The sequence below is a fragment of the Kribbella sp. NPDC004138 genome (assembly GCF_053603655.1).
This window is the reverse complement of sequence record NZ_JBSGFZ010000008.1, coordinates 26660-44507: the sequence shown is the minus strand read 5'-3', so window position 1 is coordinate 44507 and position 17848 is coordinate 26660. Positions and strand designations below refer to the sequence as shown.

Annotated in this window: 16 protein-coding genes; 12 read left to right on the top strand and 4 right to left on the bottom strand. The window is 69.6% G+C overall.

Going from position 1 to position 17848, the window contains the following annotated elements; translation table 11 throughout:
* The first annotated feature begins 13 nt into the window (after positions 1-13).
* The 8 genes from ACWEOO_RS13010 (at position 14) to ACWEOO_RS12975 (ending at position 11391) form a co-directional block, all read left to right on the top strand.
* Positions 14-2167 (top strand): bi-domain-containing oxidoreductase, encoded by a 2154-nt coding sequence (locus ACWEOO_RS13010; protein WP_452143118.1) that lies wholly within the window; start codon positions 14-16, stop codon positions 2165-2167.
* Positions 2164-4089, top strand: coding sequence for an alginate lyase family protein (locus tag ACWEOO_RS13005; protein WP_452143117.1), 1926 nt, complete (start codon positions 2164-2166; stop codon positions 4087-4089). The genes ACWEOO_RS13010 and ACWEOO_RS13005 overlap by 4 nt, the downstream gene beginning before the upstream one ends.
* A 68-nt stretch (positions 4090-4157) precedes the next feature.
* A complete protein-coding gene (locus tag ACWEOO_RS13000) occupies positions 4158-5375 on the top strand; it encodes a Wzz/FepE/Etk N-terminal domain-containing protein (protein WP_359932996.1) in 1218 nt (405 codons plus the stop codon).
* Positions 5372-7003, top strand: a complete 1632-nt coding sequence (locus ACWEOO_RS12995; protein WP_452143116.1) for a hypothetical protein — start codon at positions 5372-5374, stop codon at positions 7001-7003. Before ACWEOO_RS13000 ends, ACWEOO_RS12995 begins: the two co-directional genes overlap by 4 nt.
* Entirely contained in the window at positions 7000-8235 is a 1236-nt protein-coding gene (locus ACWEOO_RS12990) for an O-antigen ligase family protein (RefSeq protein ID WP_452143115.1), read from the top strand. The genes ACWEOO_RS12995 and ACWEOO_RS12990 overlap by 4 nt, the downstream gene beginning before the upstream one ends.
* Positions 8232-9443, top strand: a complete 1212-nt coding sequence (locus ACWEOO_RS12985) for a glycosyltransferase (RefSeq protein ID WP_452143114.1) — start codon at positions 8232-8234, stop codon at positions 9441-9443. Before ACWEOO_RS12990 ends, ACWEOO_RS12985 begins: the two co-directional genes overlap by 4 nt.
* An 11-nt stretch (positions 9444-9454) precedes the next feature.
* Positions 9455-11029, top strand: coding sequence for a right-handed parallel beta-helix repeat-containing protein (locus ACWEOO_RS12980; protein WP_452143113.1), 1575 nt, complete (start codon positions 9455-9457; stop codon positions 11027-11029).
* A gap of 5 nt (positions 11030-11034) precedes the next feature.
* Entirely contained in the window at positions 11035-11391 is a 357-nt protein-coding gene (locus ACWEOO_RS12975) for a hypothetical protein (RefSeq protein ID WP_452143112.1), read from the top strand.
* A gap of 42 nt (positions 11392-11433) precedes the next feature.
* Here the strand turns inward: ACWEOO_RS12975 and ACWEOO_RS12970 are convergent, their stop codons facing one another.
* The 4 genes from ACWEOO_RS12970 to ACWEOO_RS12955 form a co-directional block, all read right to left on the bottom strand.
* A complete protein-coding gene (locus tag ACWEOO_RS12970; RefSeq protein ID WP_359932978.1) occupies positions 11434-12003 on the bottom strand; it encodes an RNA polymerase sigma factor in 570 nt (189 codons plus the stop codon).
* Between the two features lie 46 nt (positions 12004-12049).
* Positions 12050-13576: a sugar transferase gene (locus ACWEOO_RS12965; protein WP_452143111.1), complete on the bottom strand. Its 1527-nt coding sequence runs from the start codon at positions 13574-13576 to the stop codon at positions 12050-12052.
* A gap of 239 nt (positions 13577-13815) precedes the next feature.
* On the bottom strand, positions 13816-14091 hold the full coding sequence (gene pspAA, locus ACWEOO_RS12960) for a PspA-associated protein PspAA (protein ID WP_355484288.1): 276 nt from the start codon (positions 14089-14091) through the stop codon (positions 13816-13818).
* A complete protein-coding gene (locus ACWEOO_RS12955) occupies positions 14088-14897 on the bottom strand; it encodes a PspA/IM30 family protein (protein WP_355688512.1) in 810 nt (269 codons plus the stop codon). Before ACWEOO_RS12955 ends, pspAA begins: the two co-directional genes overlap by 4 nt.
* Positions 14898-15064: 167 nt before the next feature.
* On the opposite strand from ACWEOO_RS12955, the gene ACWEOO_RS12950 reads away from it, so the two are divergent.
* The 4 genes from ACWEOO_RS12950 to ACWEOO_RS12935 all read left to right on the top strand — a co-directional run bounded on the left by ACWEOO_RS12950 (position 15065) and on the right by ACWEOO_RS12935 (position 17847).
* Complete coding sequence (locus ACWEOO_RS12950; RefSeq protein WP_452143110.1) at positions 15065-15652, top strand: DUF3043 domain-containing protein; 588 nt, start codon at positions 15065-15067, stop codon at positions 15650-15652.
* Positions 15653-15676: 24 nt separating this feature from the next.
* Positions 15677-16687 carry an aldo/keto reductase family protein gene (locus ACWEOO_RS12945; RefSeq protein WP_355688516.1) on the top strand — a complete coding sequence of 337 codons (1011 nt, stop codon included), beginning with the start codon at positions 15677-15679 and terminating at the stop codon, positions 16685-16687.
* Positions 16684-16893 carry a hypothetical protein gene (locus tag ACWEOO_RS12940; protein ID WP_359932968.1) on the top strand — a complete coding sequence of 70 codons (210 nt, stop codon included), beginning with the start codon at positions 16684-16686 and terminating at the stop codon, positions 16891-16893. Before ACWEOO_RS12945 ends, ACWEOO_RS12940 begins: the two co-directional genes overlap by 4 nt.
* A 237-nt stretch (positions 16894-17130) precedes the next feature.
* Positions 17131-17847 carry an SCO2322 family protein gene (locus ACWEOO_RS12935; protein WP_452143109.1) on the top strand — a complete coding sequence of 239 codons (717 nt, stop codon included), beginning with the start codon at positions 17131-17133 and terminating at the stop codon, positions 17845-17847.
* Position 17848 lies beyond the last annotated feature (1 nt).

The following is a 17848-nucleotide window of genomic DNA, read 5'->3' as shown; positions in this document are numbered from 1 at the left end:
GCGAAGGACGGACATGAAGCAGGTTGCGCAGAACTACAAGTCCGGTGAGCTGGCGGTTCTCGACGTACCGCCGCCGGGGTGTGCGCCGGGCGGGGTGCTGGTCCGTTCGCTGTACTCGCTGATCTCCACCGGGACCGAGCTGATGAAGGTCGGCGAGGCGAAGCTCTCGCTGGTCGGCAAGGCGAAGGCCCGGCCGGACCAGGTCCGCAAGGTGCTGGACACCGTTGCGCAGCAAGGTGTGATGAGCACCTACAAGAAGGTCATGAACAAGCTCGACTCGTACACGCCGCTCGGGTACTCGCTGTGCGGTGTCGTGGTCGAGGTGGGCGCCGGCGCCGAGGAGTTCAGCGTCGGTCAGATGGTCGCGGCGGCGGGCAACGAGTACGCGCTGCACGCGGAGTACAACTGGGTGCCGGTGAACCTCTGCGTGCCGGTGCCGGACGGGGTGCCGCCCGAGCAGGCCGCGTTCTCGACCGTCGGCGCGATCGCGATGCAGGGCGTCCGGCAGGCCGAGGTACAGCTCGGTGACACGGCGGTGGTGATCGGGCTCGGGCTCGTCGGGCAGCTCGTCGTACGGCTGCTGGTCGCGGCCGGGGTACGGGTCTGGGGTATCGACACCGTCGCCGACCGCTGCCGGATGGCGGAGAAGGCCGGCGCGCTCGCCTGCTCCTCCCCCGACGGGATCGACGCTCTGGAGCGTTCGTTGTTGCAGGCCTCGAACGGCCTGGGCGCCGACCACATCCTGCTGGCCGCCGGCGGTCACTCGAACGGCCCGGTGGAGACCGCGGCGCGCCTGGCCCGCGATCGCGCCCGCGTCGTCGACATCGGCAAGACCAAGCTGGACCTGCCGTGGAACGCCTACTACGACAAGGAGCTGGACGTCCGGTTCTCCCGCTCGTACGGCCCGGGCCGGTACGACGACCGCTACGAGCTGCAGGGCATCGACTACCCGGCCGGCTACGTCCGCTGGACCGAACGCCGCAACCTCGAATGCTTCGTCGACCTGATTGCCCGCGAACAGATCGACGTAGCGTCCCTGATCGCCAACACCTTCCCGATCGCCGACGCCACGGACGTCTACTCCAAGTTGAGCACAGGCGAGTACCCAGGCGTGGGTTTCCTCTTCGAGTACCCAAAGGAAGATCTGGCGACCGACAGCCACCCGGGAACGGTCGCGACCACCAATTCCAGGAGTGTCGCGCCCTCCGCCGGCGCTGTGCGGATCGGCTTCGTCGGGGCGGGCAACTACGCATCGAGCATGCTGCTGCCGCACCTGCAGAAGAACGAGCACGCCGTCTTGGCCCGAGTAGCCACCAACAAATCCCTGTCGGCCGCCAACGCCCAGCGAAGGTTCGGCTTCGAAGCACTTTCCACCGACGCCAACGAAGTACTGTCGGACGAGAGCCTCGACGCCGTCTTCGTGGTGACCCGCCACAGCTCCCACGCCGACCTGGCCTGCCGCGCCCTGGAGACGGGCAAAGCAGTCTTCGTCGAGAAGCCGCTCGCGCTGACCGACGAGGAGCTCGACCGGATCGTCGCCACAGTGGATGCCACCGGCAACGACCGCCTGATGGTCGGCTTCAACCGCCGGTTCGCCCCGCTGCTCACCGACCTCAAGGACCGCTTCGGCGACCCCGGCGGCGCGTTCTCGCTCCGCTACCTGGTGAACGCCGGCAAGCTCGACTCCACCAGCTGGTACCTCGACGCCGGCAAGGAAGGCAGCCGGTTCGCGGGCGAAGGCGGCCACTTCGTCGACACCCTGACCTGGTGGCTGAACAGCCTCCCGACCGAGGTGTACGCCGTCCCCGGCCCGGACACCGGCGACGTCGTCGTCACGCTCCGGTTCGCGAACGGCTCGGTCGCCACGATCAGCTACGTCGGCGGCGGCACCGCGCGCTTCCCGAAGGAGACGATCGACATCACCGGCGGCGGCCGCAACGCCCGGTTCGACAACTTCCAGAGCGCGTCGGTGTGGACCGGGCGCAAACCGTCCACCCGCAAGTCCCGCAGTACCGACAAGGGCCAGCGGATCGAGCTCGAGCGCTTCGTCGCCGCGGTGAAGTCCGGCGGCCCGATGCCCATCCCGTTCGACGCCCTGGTCGCCACCACCCGCGCGACGATCGCCGTCGACCGCAGCCTGGCCAGCGGCCGGCCGGAAAAACTGTGAGCCGCCAGCCCTTGGGCTGGTACGTCCGCCGCCTCCGCCGGATGTCCCCCACCGAACTCATCTGGCGCACCCGCGATGCCGGACGCCGTTCTGCCTGGGCCTACCAGCAGGTCAGGCCCGGGCAGGACGGAAACCTGAACCTCCCGCTCCGCAAGCACCTCACGTTCGGCGCGACGGTCCCGTCGCGCACCGACGTACCGGAGGACGCCCGCAAGGCGGTGATCGCCCAGGCCGACGCGATCCTGGCCGGGAACCTCGAGGTCCTCGGTGTCGACCGCACGGACCTGCGCGCACCGGACTGGTTCCGCGACCCGACCACGGGCCGCCGGTCCGACCCGGCGCAGTACGTCTTCAAGCTGAACCACCGCAACGAGCAGGCGGTCGGCAACATCAAGCAGGTGTGGGAGCTGTCCCGCCACCATCACCTGACCCAGCTGGCCGCCGCCTGGTACCTGACCCATGACGACCGGTACGCCGAACGCGTCGCCGACCACCTGAACGACTGGTGGCGCTCCAACCCGTTCCTGTCCGGCGTGCACTGGGCCAGCGGTATCGAGATCGGCCTGCGGCTGATCAGCTGGACGTGGGTCCGCCGGCTGCTGAACGACTGGCCCGAGGTCACCGACCTGTTCGAGCACAACGAGCTGGCGCTGCAGCAGATCTACTGGCACCAGCGCTACCTCGCCGCGTTCCGCAGCCATGGCTCGTCGGCGAACAACCATGTGATCGCCGAGGCGGCCGGACAGCTCGTCGGCGCCTGTGCGTTTCCCTGGTTCAGCAAGAGCGACCGCTGGCGCACGGACGCGGCAGCCCTGCTGGAGAAGGAACTCGACGCCAACACGTTCCCCTCCGGTGTGAACCGCGAGCTGGCCACCGACTACCACCGTTTCGTGTCGGAGCTCGGTCTGTACGCCGCGGTGGAAGCAGAAGCCGCCGGACACCCGCTCAGCGCGCAGACGTGGGCGCTGCTGACCCGCACGGTCGACGTGGCCGCAGCAATCGTCGACACGACCCTGCGCCCACCTCGCCAAGGTGATGACGACGAAGGCATGGTCCTGGTCCTCGACCCACCAGATGCCAGCAACTGGTCGGCCTACCTCTCGCTGGGTGCTGCGGTGGTCGGCAGGGCACCCTGGTGGCCCGACAGCGAGCCCACGGCGACGTCCGTCATCGTCGGCTCGCTGATCAGCAAGAAGCAGCAGAACCGCCCGGCTGAGCGACCGGACTGCTTCCACGACGCAGGCCTGGTCATTCTGCGCAGCCGGGACACTGGTCCGGAGATCTGGTGCCGCGCGGATACCGGTCCGCACGGCTTCCTCTCCATCGCCGCGCACGCCCACTCCGACGCCCTCTCCCTCGAGGTCCGCGTCGACGGCGTCGACGTCCTCGCCGACCCCGGCACGTACTGCTACCACGGCGAGCCGGAGTGGCGGGACTACTTCCGCTCCACCATCGCCCACAACACTGTCGAGGTAGCCGGCGCCGAGCAGTCCACCTGGGGCGGCCCGTTCCTCTGGCTGCGCGGCGCGAACGGCGTACTCCGTCGGTACGCCAGGAACGCCTGGGAGGCCGAGCACGACGGCTACGCGCCCATGACGCACCGGCGTACCGCCGTGCTGGAGCAGGGCGTGCTGCGCGTGGAGGACCACCTCGACGCGCCCGCCGACGTACGGATCGCATGGCACCTGGGACCGGAAGTCGAGTTCGACGAGCGGACCGGACAGCTGACGTGGTCCATGGGCTCAGCGGTCGTCGAACTGCCGGCGGGGCTGACCTGGACCGCGCACCGCGGCGACGACAACCCGTTGCTGGGCTGGTACTCAGCGCGCTTCGGCCACAAGGTCCCGAGCACCACTCTGATCGGCACCGGCACCTCGAACCCCGACTCGCCCGCAACCACCATCTTCCGCTTCCGCACCTGAGGTGTATCAGCGCCGCGGTCCGCCCCTCTATTACTCCGTACCGATAGACGTTCGCTTGGAGGGGGCCTGTGAGCGCACAGCAGTTGGACGTGAAGAAATCGTGGCGGGCCATCAGGCGCAGCCGCCTGCTGGTGGCCGCCGCGGCCGCTGTCGGCCTGCTGGGCGGGATCGGCTACGCCTTCCTGCAGCCGCCGATGTACAACGCCTCGGCACTGATCGTGCTCCCGCCGCCGCCGGCGTCCGCCGCCGGCTCGGCCACGGGGGCGCAGAGCATCGACACGCAGGTCTACATCGCCGAGAGCGGACCAGTACTGCTGAGCGCCGGCCAGAACGTCACGCCGACGCTGTCGACCGAGGCCACCCGGGCCCGCGTCAAGGCGACCGCCGTCACCGAGGACGTCATCCGGATCGACGCGAAGGGCCCGTCGGCCAAGCAGGCGACCGGGCTGGCCAACGCGGTCGCACAGGTCTACCTGGTGTTCATCACGACCGACCAGAAGCTGCCGGGCGACCTCGGCAAGCGCACCGGTGCCCGGATCCTGGAAGAGGCCGTCAACGCGCACGGCGGCAGCATGATCGTCCACACCGGTATCTACGGCGGCCTGGGTGCACTGCTCGGCGCGATCGCCGGAGCCGTCATCGTGCTGGCCCGGGAGCGTGGCGACCGCCGGCTCCGGCTGCGCGACGAGATCTCCGACGCCGTCGGCCTTCCGGTGCTCGCCTCCGTGTCGTCGTACCGGGCGACCGATCCGTCCGACTGGGCGAACCTGCTCGAGCACTACACGCCGACCGCGGTCGACGCGTGGGCGCTGCGCAAGGTGCTGCACAACCTCGCACTCGACGTGAAGGGCGGGCAGCAGGTCTCGCTGACCGTGATCTCGTTCGCGGACGACGACAAGGCCCGCCCGCTCGGTCCGCAACTGGCCGCGTTCGCCGGCACCGTCGGGATCTCCAGCTCGCTGGTGATCGACCAGCACCACGACAAGCCGTCCGGGGAGGTCGCGCTGGAGATCCACCTGGTCCTGGTCGACCGCGAAGCACCGCACCTGGACGGCACCGAGCGGACCACCCGCACGATCATCGCGCTCTCGGCGGGCACCGTGACCGCCGAGGAACTGGCCCGGCTGGCCGTCGCCACGGTCGCCGACGACCGTGCGATCGACGGCCTCGTGGTCACCGATCCCGATCCGTTCGACCGCACCATCGGCCGGGTCGCGCAGGCGCAACGCCGCACCGGTTCGCGGCTACCCACGCTTCTCACCGGCACGGCAAGGCGGACCCGATGACGAACCAGCAGTTCTCCGAGTCGCAGAACGGCATCAGCACCGGCTGGATGGACGACAACGACGGGCTGTTCGCCGACGACCGCTCGGCGGCGTACCCGCCGGACAGCCTGGTCACAGTGCGGTTCCTGCGCGACGCCGTGGTCCGGCATGCCCGGATCTGGCTGGCGCTGGCGATCCTCGGCTTCGCCGGCGGCCTGGCGACGTACTTCGCGTTCCCGGCCCCGCACCAGGCGTCGGCCCGGATGCTGATCACCACCCGCGAGGGCGACGACCCGGTCAAGGCGATGGCGACCGAGATCAGCCTGGCCACCAGCCGGACCGTGGCCGAGCGGGTGATCGCGCTGCTGCAGCTGCCCCAGAAGCCGGACGACCTGCTCGCCGAGTACTCCGCGACCAAGCTCACCGACCGGGTGCTGGAGATCAAGGCGTCGGCGACGACCGACGAGCAGGCCACCAAGCTGGCCACGACGGTCGGCCAGACTTACCTGATCTTCCGCCGCGAGCAGCTCGGTCTGGACGAGGCCCCGCTGAAGAAGGACCTGACCGCGGCGTCGAACGAGGTGGCGCTGGCCCGGCAGGCAGTGGTTGCCGCGGGCGACAACCCCAACGATCCGGACAACCCGAACAGCCCCGAGATGGCCAAGCTGAACGCCGCCGCGGACAAGTACCGTTTCGTCCAGCAGCAGCTGCTGGACCAGAACGTCCGGGCGTCGAAGATGAACGCCAGCCGGATGCTCGACGAGCCCGCGCCGGTGATCGTGTCGGCGAAGCGGGCGCTGGCGCTCAAGGCCGGGACCGGCCTGATCGCAGGCCTGTTCGTCGGGCTCGGCTTCGTCATCATCCGGGCGCTGATCTCGGACCGGTTGTGGAAGCGGCAGGACATCTCGAACGCGCTCGGCGCCCGCGTGCGGCTCAGCACGGGCCGTCCGCCGCGCTCGTGGCTGCCGTTCCGCCGCGTGCTGCGGTCGTCGCAGTCGCGGCATCCGGAGATCCGGCTGCTGTCGCAGCACCTCGGCCAGCGCATCATCTGGTCGAAGCGGCCGACCCCCGCGCTCGCGGTGGTCAGTGTCGACGACGTACCCGCTTGTGCGCTGGCCGTCGCGTCGCTGGCGGTCGCGCTCGCCGACGAGGGCAAGCACGTGCTGGTCGCCGACCTGACCGGCACCGGTGCGCTCGCCCGCAAGCTCGGGGTGAACGAGGTCGGGACCCGGGAGTCGCGGTTCAGCGACGCCGGCCGGCGGATCGACGTCTACCTGCCGGACCCGGAGGGTCTGCCGGCCGACGGCTGCTACCTGCGGCTCGGCGAGAACAACCGGCCGAGCGGTTCGGGTGACGTCCAGCTCGACGCGGCCTGGGACGTCGCCGACCTGGTCCTGACCCTGGCCGTTCTGTCACCGGCGATCGGCGCCGATCACCTCGCCGGCTGGGCCTCCCGGGCCGCGGTCGTGGTGACCGCCGGCCGGTCCAGTGCGGCCAAGGTCCGGGCGACCGGCGAGATGCTGCGGCTGGCCGGGCTGGAGATCGACACCGCGGTCGTGCTGCACGCCGACCGCACCGACGAGGGCGTCGGCGTCACCGACGCGGAGGCGTCCACCACGACCGTCGACCTCGAGATGTTCGCGCGATGACCGCCGTCGCCACGATCCGGAGCCGGCTGGGGCCCAAACCGGGCTTCCGGCCGGTCGAGCCGGAGCGCCGCCGGCGGCGCCGGGTCCAGCTGGTCTGGGCGATGCTCGTACTGAACGTGCTGACGTTCTTCCCGGACTCGCGGCTGATCCTGCCGATCCCCGGCCCGATCGGGAAGCTGATCGCCCAGGGCTCGCTGCTCCTCGGCGCGCTGCTGATCCTCACCGTCAACCGGCCGGCCCGGGTCCGGCCCAGCGTCTACATCTTCCTCGCTACGCTCCTGGTGAGCGAGGCGGTCATCTCCAGCCTCCGCGCCGAGTTCCTGCTCGGTGCGATGTACCGGTCCGCGCGGCTGTTCCTGTTCGTCGCGGTGCTGTGGATGTTGTCGCCGTGGTGGACCCGCAAGGACCTGCTGCTGGTGCGGACGCATCTCATGGTCCTGTGGTGCATCGTCGGCTCCGTCGCGGTCGGTCTGCTGGTGGCGCCGGGGACCGCGATGGCCGACGAGCGGCTGGCCGGCATCCTGTGGCCGATCCCGCCGACTCAGGCGGGTCACTACTCGGCCATGGCGATCGGACTGACCGCGGTGCTGTGGATGGCCGGACTGCTCAAACGCTACGTCGCCCTGGCCAGTGTGGTCGTCTGCGTGCCGATCCTGCTGCTGACCCACACGCGGACAGCCCTGGTCGCCTTGCTCGCGGGCGCGGTGGTCGCGGGGCTGAGCCTGTTCACGTACCGCTCCCGGGTCCGTAAGTCGTTCGCGATCGCGATCGGTGTCTTCTCCGTCGGTGCGCTGTCGCTGGGTTCGGTGGTCACCACGTGGCTGGCCCGTGGCCAGGACGCGGACCAGGTCGCCGCGCTGACCGGACGGCGCGCGGTATGGGACTCGATCATCGCGCAGCCGCGGTCGACGTGGCAGACACTGTTCGGCTTCGGACTGTCCAACAAGTCGTTCAACGGCCTGCCCATCGACAGCAACTGGCTCGGTACCTATTACGACGTCGGCCTGCTCGGTATGGCGTTCTGTATCGCGATGGTGCTGTTCGTCTTCATCAGCGCGTGGTTCACGCCGCAGGGCCCACGACGGGCGCTCGCACTCTTCCTGGTCGCGTACTGCGTGGTGGCGTCGTTCACCGAGACCGGTCTGAGCGAGGCGTCGCCGTACCTGCTCGAGCTCACGCTGGCAGCGACCTTGGTGTACTCACGACCGCCGGAGCAGGAGGGTGTGCGATGAAGATCCTGCTGGTGCACAACAGGTACCGGTCGACCGCTCCGAGCGGTGAGAACCGGGTCGTCGACCAGGAGCACGAAGCACTCGCGGAGCTCGGTCACGACGTGCGTGTCTTCGAACGGCACAGCGACGAGATCGAGGACTGGCCGGCCTGGAAGAAGGCGACCCTGCCGGCCCGGGTGGTGTGGAACCCGGCCAGCAAACGCGACCTGGCCGAGACGCTGCGTCAGTTCCGGCCGGACGTCGTACACGTCCACAACACGTTCCCGGTGCTCAGCCCGTCGGTGCTGTACGCCTGCCGCGACGCCAAGGTGCCCGTGGTCATCACACTGCACAACTACAAGCTGCTGTGTGCGAGCGGTGACTTCTACCGCGACGGCGCGGTCTGCCACGACTGTGCCGACGGCAGTCCGATCCCGGCCGTCAAGCACAGCTGCTACCGCGGCTCCAAGCTCGCGACCGCGACCACGGTCCTCAACACCAGGTCCCATCGACGGACGTGGCGCAACCTCGTGTCGGCGTACCTGTTCGTGTCGGAGTCGCAGCGCAGGCTGCTGGCCGGCATGGACTTCGACCCGGACCGCAGCTTCGTCCGCTACAACTACGTCCCGTACGACGGTCCGCTCGCGGCGACGCCCCGGCGCCAGGTCACGTACGTCGGGCGGCTGGACGCGGCCAAGGGCGCGCCCCTGCTCATGAAGGGCTGGGACGCGTACCGCGAGATCGCCGGCGACGACGCGCTGCGGCTGGTGATCGCCGGCGGCGGCCCGATGCTCGACGAGGTCACCGCGTGGGCGGCCGAGCGGCCCTCGGTCGAACTGCGCGGACTGATGACCAAGCCCGAGGTCTTCGCGCTGATCCGCGAATCCCGCGCGGTCGTGCTGCCGTCGGAGTGGGAAGAGACGTTCGGGCTCGTGGTCGTGGAGGCGATGGCGGTCGGCGTACCGCTGCTCGCCGCCTCCCACGGCTCGTTCCCGGAGCTCGTCACCGACGGGACCGACGGCGCGTTGTTCGACCCGGGGCGTCCGGACGAGCTCGCGAAGCTGCTCCTCGACGTCGACGCCGCCCCCGACAGGTACGTCGAGCTCGGCCGGGCGGCGCGCACGACGTACGAGACCAAGCACGACCCGCACCGCAACCTCACGCAACTCCTGGACGTGTACCGCTTTGCCGTGGCGAACCCCGTCCACGCCGACCAGCACGGTAAGTAGAAGGATCGCTCATGGCCAAGCGCCGCAACCTCCTCGCCGGCGGTGCCGCACTGCTCGTCGGTGTGCTGTCCGTGGCCGCACTGGTCGCCGACGGCTCCCCCTCGCGGAACCCTGACGAACCCCGCTCCGCCTCCACCCCCGCCACCGCACCCGCCACCGCGCCCACCGCTCCCCCGGCCAGGATCTGCGGCAACGCCAAGGCCCTGGCCGGCCTGGCCGCCCCGCCCGCCGGCGCCGTCGTGGTGAGCACCAAACAGAACCTGCAGACCCTCACCGCCGCGCACCCGGCCGGTACGACGTTCTGGCTCGCGCCGGGGCGGCACCGGTTGAGCAACGGCGCCTTCGTCCAGGTGATCCCGAAGGACGGCAACCGCTACATCGGCGCGCCCGGCGCGATCCTGGACGGGGCGAACCGCAACAAGTACGCGTTCACCGGCTCCGCCGAGCGGGTCGTGATCAGCAACCTGACCATCCAGAACTTCGGGTCCGCGCGCGGCAACAACGACGAGGGCGTCGTCAACCACGACTCCGGCTCCGGCTGGGTGATCCAGGCGAACACGATCCAGAAGAACGCCGGCGCCGGCCTGATGATCGGCAGCAAGAACGTCGTCCGCGGCAACTGCCTGCGGAACAACGGCCAGTACGGCTTCAACGCCTACCACCCGCAGCGCGTAGCCGGCATCGTCATCGAGCGCAACGAGATCACCGCCAACAACACCGACAACTGGGAGACCCTGCGGCCCGGCTGCGGCTGCACCGGCGGCGGCAAGTTCTGGTCGGTGGCGGGCGCGATCGTGCGCGGCAACTGGCTGCACGACAACAACGGGCCCGGGATGTGGGCCGACACCAACAACTCCGCGTTCGCGGTCGAGGGCAACTACATCGCCGACAACGTCGCCGAGGGCATGATCTTCGAGACCAGCTACAACGCCGCGATCCGGGCCAACACGTTCCTGCGCAACGGTCTCGGCAAGGGACCGGACAACGACGGCTTCCCGGCGCCGGCGCTGTACCTGTCCGAGTCCGGCGCCGACAAGCGGGTGCCGGGGATGTTCAACCAGACCTTCGAGGTGAGCGGCAACGTGTTCACCGACAACTGGGCCGGCGTGATCCTGTGGGAGAACGCCGACCGGTTCGCCGGGTCCGCCGCCAACACCAGCACCGGCTCCGGCACATTGGTGAACCCCACCGTGGTCACCAACGAGACCTGCAATGCCGCGAACATCAAGAACCAGCCGTACCTCGGCGACTGCCGCTGGAAGACCCAGAACGTCCGCGTCCACGACAACCTGTTCACCCTGAACCCGGACAAGCTCGGCGACAGCTGCGCGTCCCGCAGCGGCTGCGGTTACAACGGCATCTTCGCCAACTGGGGCACGTTCCCAGACTGGTCGCCGTACAAGGCCCGGGTCGTCGAGGACGCGATCACCTTCCACCAGGGCAACCGTTTCTTCTCCAATACCTACAGCGGGCCGTGGAAGTTCATGGTCCACGAGCAGGGCAACTCGGTGAACTGGGCGGCCTGGCAGGGCGCGCCGTACGGACAGGACCAGAACAGCGTGATCAAGGTGACCGGGGAGCGCTGACGGCGATGATCGGGCCTCCGGAGCGAGTCGCCGGCGAGCAGATCGCGCTGCTCCGGTCGGTCGGGTACGCCGCGTTCGGCCGGCACGAGCGGAACCTCGACGTCCTCGACCTGGTCTTCGACAGCCTGGTCGACCGGCCGGGCGAGACCGGCGTACGGCGGCTGCGCTTCGCCGGGCACGGCGTGACACTGGACGTGGAACGTGCCGCCGAGACCGTGGAGCTGCGGGTCACGCCGGCCGGTCCGGTCGTGGTCGAGGCCCGCGGCGGCGACGGGCCCGGGGACACCCAGCTGGTGAGCTTCCTGCTGCGCTGGCCGGGTGGCAGCCAAAGACCGGTCCGGACCGCGTGGATCATGCTGTGAGACGGCATGATCCCGGTCGGTCCGGACCGGTCCGGTGCTGCTTCAGGAGGCAAGCAGCAGTCTGAGCTTCTCCAGGCACCGGCCCCGGATCGGGCCGATGCTGCCGATCGGGATGCCGATCGTCGCGGAGATCTCGGCGTACGGCGCCGGCGGGTCGGCCATCAGCATGCCGAGCAGCTGCTGCCAGCGGTCCGGCAGGCTCTCGAGCGCCCGGCGGACGTCGTCGGCGCGCTCGCCGGCGAGCAGCTCGGCGTCCGGTTCGGGCTGGTCGCCGGCCACGTCGTCGAACGCGGTCGCCTCGTAGGTCAGCAGCACCCGCTTGCGGAACGCCAGCACCCGCAGGCATTCCCGGCGCGTGGTGACGACCAGCCAGGCGCCGACCCGCTCGGGGTCGACCCGGTTGATGTGTTCGAGCAACCGCAGCCATACCATCTGCGAGACGTCAGCGGCGTCGCTGTCGCTCAACCGGAAGCTGCGGGTCACGGCCCAGACGAGCCGCGCATAGTGATCGACCAGTTGACTCCACGCGCCCTGGTCCCCCTCGGCGGCCCTGATCACCAGGGTCGCGGCGTCGGACCGGGCGACGGCCGACCTTTCCAGTACTGCAGTCACGGATTCCCCCCTCGGGAACAAAACACCGCTCGGCACCGGTCGGTGCTCAGTAGGCGCCGTCGCTCCCCAGCACGGCGCGAGCGGTTTTCCACAGGATCAGCAGGTCGAGTGCGATCGACCAGTTGTCGGCGTACCGCAGGTCGAGTCGCATCGACTCCTCCCACGTCAGGTCACTGCGTCCGCTCACCTGCCACAGGCCGGTCAGGCCCGGCTTGACGAGCATCCGCCGCGCGTCGTCGATCGCGTACTGCGCGACCTCGGCGGGCAGCGGCGGGCGCGGGCCGACCAGTGACATGTCCCCCCGGAGCACGTTCACCAGCTGCGGCAGCTCGTCGATCGAGAACCGTCGCAGGTACCGGCCGATCCTGGTCACCCGCGGGTCGTCGCGGAGCTTGAACAGGACCCCGTTGCCTTGGTTCAGCGCATGCAGTTCCGCCTTGCGTTCCTCGGCATCGATCACCATCGTGCGGAACTTCAGCATCTGGAACTGCTCGCCGCCGCGTCCCACCCGGGTCTGCCGGAACAGCACCGGACCGCGGCTTGTGAGCTTCACCAGCACCGCGGTGACCAGCAGGATCGGCGCCACCGCGAGCAGCAGGAAGCAGCCGACCACCCGGTCGAAGACGTTCTTCAGGACGTGCGGCCCACCGCTCACCGACGGCCGCTCCAGGTGCAGCAGCGACAGCCCGGCGACCGGCCGGATCGAGATCCGCGGACCGGCCACCTCGACGATGCCCGGCGAGACGATCAGCTCCACGCCGCGCTGTTCGAGCGCCCAGGACAGCTTGCGCAGCGAGTGCCCGGACAGCTCCGGGTCGGCCGCCACGGCGACCACCTCGACGTCCCACTCGTCGACCGCCTTGAGGATGTCCATCTCGCCGCGCCCCAGGCGCTCCGGCTCGGGCTCCTCGAAGGCGTCGCCGCGGGGCAGGCAACTCGCCACCACGACGTACCCGTCGGTCCTGCGCTCCTCCAGGTGCCGGCGCAGCGTCATCACCTGGTCGTTGCGTCCGACAACGAGCACCTTGCGCATGCACCGGCCGACGAACCGCCGCTTGGAGATCTGCCGGTGCAGCACCCAGCGGGCGAACATCGCCGCGAAACAGGTCATCGGCACCGCCAGCACGACAAAGCCGCGCGCGACCTGGCTCTTCGTCGCGTACGACGTGACCGCGACCACCGCGGTCAGCGCGACGGCGGCCCGGATGATCGAACGGAACTCCTCCGGCCCGGTGCCGAAGTAGCGGGTCTCATAACCCCGCTCCAGGGCCACGCAGACCAGCCAGGCGATCGGCAGCACGGCGCCGAGCAGCACATAGCCGAGGTTGATCTGGGCCCCGAACCGGACCACCAGGGCCAGCGAGACACCGAACAGCGCGGCCCCCAGGTCGCCGGTGAGCGCCGCCCACCGGTACTTCGCGACCCAGCGCGCCTCGGTGAACCGTGCCGCGCGCGGCACGACCGCCGGAACCTCGTCCGGTACCACCCAGACCGGCCGGCGACGCTCCCCCGACGGCGCCGGCCGTAGGTCAGCCGGTTCGGCCAACCCCTCGGACATGACAAAATCAGTCACGCACAGTCACCCCCCACAGGTGAAAACCGAAACCCGTGACCAACCCACACCCCGTCACGGACCTCGTCCAAACGCCGCCCCCACAACGGCGTGAACCAGAGAGTACTACGTGGACGCGAACATAAGAAGCACTGACAGCAGAGACCCCCGGGTTCCCAATTTCCGGGTTCCCAGGGGTCTCTGGTGACTACTTGAAGTGATCAATCGCCGGGTCGGGGCACTGATCAAGGGGTGTTACGTCAGCCGGCGATCAGACCGTCGCCGCTGATCAGCTCACGCATCTCGGCCAGCGAGCTGTCCGACGGGGGCAGGATGGCGTCGGAGTCGTGCAGCTCGTCGTCCGGCACCTTCTCACCGGAGCGGACGAAGTCCAGCAGCGCCGCGAACGCGGCCTGGTACGTCGTCTCGTCGCCGGACGACACGGCCTTCTCCAGGTCGCCGTCGACCGCGTTGAGCGCATCGAGCTTCTCGTCGGCCAGTCGCCACTGGCCTTCACCCATGATCCGAACGATCACCGAACATCTCCGTCCTGAGGTCGCGCCGGCTCGGCTGCCGGCTGCTGGGCGGTCTGGGGGGCGGACTGCTGCGCCTCACCGGAGAGCTCCTTGGGCGTGCTGCTGCCGCCGGACAGCTGGGCCTTCATGGCGGCCAGCTCGTTCTCGACGTCGGAGCCGGACGACATCCGCTCGAGCTCGAGCGTGATGTTGTCCTTGTTGGTCCCGGTGGCGTCGTCGAGCGCGCCGGAGGCGAGCAGCTCGTCGATCGCACCGGCCCGGGCCTGCATCTGCTGCGTGCGGTCCTCGGCGCGCTGCACCGCGAGGCCGACGTCGCTCATCTCCTCGGAGATGCCGGAGAAGGCCTCGTTGATCCGGGTCTGCGCCTCGGCCGCGGTGTAGGTGGCCTTGATGGTCTCCTTGCGGGTCCGGAAGGACTCGACCTTGGCCTGCAGCCGCTGGGAGGCGAGCGTCAGCTTCTCCTCCTCGCCCTGCAGCTGGGCGTGCTGCGTCTGCAGGTCGTCGATCTGCCCCTGCAGCCCGGACTTGCGGGTCAGGGCCTCGCGGGCCAGGTCCTCGCGGCCCATCGAGAGCGCCTTCTGCGCCTGCTCCTGCAGCTTGGCCGACTGGGACTGCAGCTGTGACGCCTGCAGCTCCACCCGCTTCCGGCTGGTGGCCACGTCGGCCACGCCACGCCGCACCTTCTGCAGCAGCTCGAGCTGCTTCTGATACGAGTAGTCAAGGGTTTCGCGAGGATCCTCGGCCTTGTCCAGGGCGGAGTTCGCCTTGGCCTTGAAGATCGTCGACATCCGCTTGAAGATGCTCATCGATATCCGTACCCCTTCTGTGCCGGACTGACGACCCGGCGTGCGTGCCTTCCACCCTATGTCCCACCGGGTCACGACACCATCAGGACGGGCCCGGATAAAGTAGTGGGAAGGTCCGGGGACCACCCCGAGTCGCGACCTTGCCCTGCGAATGAGGTTCTGACCCCGTGTTCCGTCGTACCAAGTCTGAGACAGCTACCACCGTACCCGCCGAACCCCAGGGCAAGCCGGGCGGCAAGGGCCGTCCGACGCCGAGCCGCAAGGAGGCGGAGGCGGCCCGCAAGGCTGCCTTCAAGAAGCCGCGCAACCGCAAGGAGGCCTCGGCGATCCGGCGGGACAAGGTGCGGACCGAGCGCGCCAAGATGCAGTCGGCCATGCAGACCGGCGACGACCGGTACCTGCCGGCCGCCGACAAGGGCCCGGTCCGGCGGTTCGCCCGGGACTACGTCGACGCCCGCTATTCGGTGATGGAGTTCGCGCTGCCGGTGCTGCTGGTGGTGTCGCTGATCGGCGTGGTGTTCTCGCCGCAGTTCCCGTGGCTGGCCGGGATGGTGAACCTGTTGTTCCTGTTCATGATCCTGCTGATCGCGGCGGACTGGTTCCTGCTCACCTCGGGCCTGAAGAAGCAGGTAGGGATCAAGTTCCCGAAGGAGTCCACCAAGGGCCTCGGGTTCTACGCCGTCCGGCGGACCATGCAGATGCGCCGCTGGCGGCTGCCCAAGCCGATGGTGAAGCGCGGCGAGAAGCCGAGCTGACCGGGGCGAAGTAGGGTCTGGGGTATGGACTTCCGCTATCTGGGCAACAGTGGTCTCAAGGTCAGCGAGATCTCGTACGGCAACTGGCTGACGCACGGCTCACAGGTGGAGAACGAGCAGGCGAAGGCCTGTGTGCGGGCCGCCCTGGACGCCGGCATCACGACGTTCGACACCGCCGACACCTACGCCAACACCAAGGCCGAGTCGGTGCTCGGCGAGGCGCTGGCCGGCGAGCGCCGCGAGTCGCTGGAGATCTTCACCAAGGTGTACTGGCCGACCGGTCCCGGCGGACCGAACGACACCGGCCTGTCCCGCAAGCACATCCACGAGTCGATCAACGGCTCGCTGCGGCGGCTCGGCACCGACTACGTCGACCTCTACCAGGCGCACCGGTTCGACACCGAGACGCCGCTCGAGGAGACGATGGAGGCATTCGCCGACGTCGTCCGGCAGGGCAAGGCGCTCTACATCGGCGTGTCGGAGTGGACCGCGGAGCAGCTGCAGGAGGGCCACCGGCTCGCCCGCGAGCTGCGCATCCCGTTCGTCTCGAACCAGCCGCAGTACAGCATGCTCTGGCGGGTGATCGAGGCCGAGGTGGTGCCGGCGTCGGAGGAGCTCGGCATCGGCCAGGTGGTCTTCTCGCCGATCGCGCAGGGCGTGCTCACCGGCAAGTACCTACCGGGCCAGCAGCCGCCGGAGGGGTCCCGGGCGACCGACGCCAACGGCTCGAACTTCATCAAGCGGTTCCTCACCGACGACGTCCTGACCCGGGTCCAGGAGCTGAAGCCGCTCGCCGAGCAGGCGGGGCTGTCGCTGTCCCAGCTCGCGATCGCGTGGGTGCTGCAGAACAGCAACGTCTCGTCGGCCATCATCGGCGCGTCCCGGCCGGAGCAGGTCACCGAGAACGTCAAGGCCGCCGGCGTCACGCTGGACGAGGGCCTGCTGAAGGGTATCGACGAGGTGCTCGGCCACATCGTCGAGAAGGACCCGGCCAAGACCGCGCAGAACGCCCCGCAGAAGCGGCCGAACTCGTGAGCTGGAACTGGCGGTTCGAGACCGCGAGCGGCGCGCTGGTCGACCCGGGCGAGGTCGGCGGGGCGGAGTTCTCCGCCCAGGGCGACGCCGAGAGCTGGCTGGGTGAGGTCTGGCGCGACCTGGCCGACCGCGGCGTCGGCCAGGTGTACCTGCTGGAGGACGGCCGCGAGGTCTACGGCCCGATGAGCCTGTCCTCGGCCGAATGACCGCAGAGTAGGATTCGGTCGAACCACACGCCTGCGTCACAGGGAAGCCGGTCCGAGTCCGGCGCTGACCCGCAACCGTAGGCCACCGCAGCGCATCAGCGCCGGGGTGGCGAGCCGGAACACTGTGACACAGGCGGTCAGGCTCGACTACCCGCCGTGGTCCGCGGGTGGAGCCCCTACCCTGCCGGTGCAGGCGGGACCTCCTCCACCGGGCTGCGGCCCGACCGAGGAACGACAATGACTGCACATCGGACCGCACGACTGGTCCTCAGCCTGCTGGCGGGTTTCCTGCTGGCGGGGACCGTCACGACCGTCACGGCTACCACCGCCCAGGCCGAGGACGGCTACCGGTTCTGGGGCTACTACCAATGGACGAACAGCCAGTGGGCCTTCTCCCAGAAGGGCGCCGACGCCTACGTCCCGGCCGACGGGGCCGTCGAAGGCTGGCGGTTCGCGCTCGGCGGCGCCAAGCCCCGGGTGCCGCGCGCCGCGGGCGACTTCGAGGCGATCTGCGGGAAGACCCCGGCCGAGACCGGCAAGAAGCGTGTCGCGGTGGTCGTCGACCCCGGGACGCCGGAGGACGCGGCCGCCGGGGAGACGCCCGGGCAGGCCACCGGCACCTGCGTGGTGACCGACCCGGCGTCGAACGGCGCGAAGATCCTCGCGGCGGTCGGCCCTGTCCGGATCGAGAAGGGTTTGACCTGCGGCGTCGCCGGCTACCCGGCCAAGGGCTGCGGCGACCAGGTGAAGAACATCAACGTCCCGGCCACCGACGCCCCGGTCACGCTGCAGCTCGGTGCAAGCGTGGGGTCCTCGGCCAAGCCGTCCCCGGCCGCCTCGTCGGAAGAAGACAGCGGCACGCCGTGGACCGGCATCATCATCGCGATCGTCGTGGTCGCCCTGCTGGCCGGTGGCGGGCTCGTCCTGAGCCGCCGCCGTACCGCGGCCAAGTAAG

Bases quoted from the DNA above. Each gene is read 5' to 3' on its own strand.
- ACWEOO_RS12985 (WP_452143114.1), top strand. From the start codon at position 8,232: ATGAAGATCCTGCTGGTGCACAACAGGTACCGGTCGACCGCTCCGAGC.
- ACWEOO_RS12955 (WP_355688512.1), bottom strand. From the start codon at position 14,897: ATGAGCATCTTCAAGCGGATGTCGACGATCTTCAAGGCCAAGGCGAAC.
- ACWEOO_RS12935 (WP_452143109.1), top strand. From the start codon at position 17,131: ATGACTGCACATCGGACCGCACGACTGGTCCTCAGCCTGCTGGCGGGT.
- ACWEOO_RS13010 (WP_452143118.1), top strand. From the start codon at position 14: ATGAAGCAGGTTGCGCAGAACTACAAGTCCGGTGAGCTGGCGGTTCTC.
- ACWEOO_RS12980 (WP_452143113.1), top strand. From the start codon at position 9,455: ATGGCCAAGCGCCGCAACCTCCTCGCCGGCGGTGCCGCACTGCTCGTC.
- ACWEOO_RS12990 (WP_452143115.1), top strand. From the start codon at position 7,000: ATGACCGCCGTCGCCACGATCCGGAGCCGGCTGGGGCCCAAACCGGGC.
- ACWEOO_RS12975 (WP_452143112.1), top strand. From the start codon at position 11,035: ATGATCGGGCCTCCGGAGCGAGTCGCCGGCGAGCAGATCGCGCTGCTC.
- ACWEOO_RS12995 (WP_452143116.1), top strand. From the start codon at position 5,372: ATGACGAACCAGCAGTTCTCCGAGTCGCAGAACGGCATCAGCACCGGC.
- ACWEOO_RS12945 (WP_355688516.1), top strand. From the start codon at position 15,677: ATGGACTTCCGCTATCTGGGCAACAGTGGTCTCAAGGTCAGCGAGATC.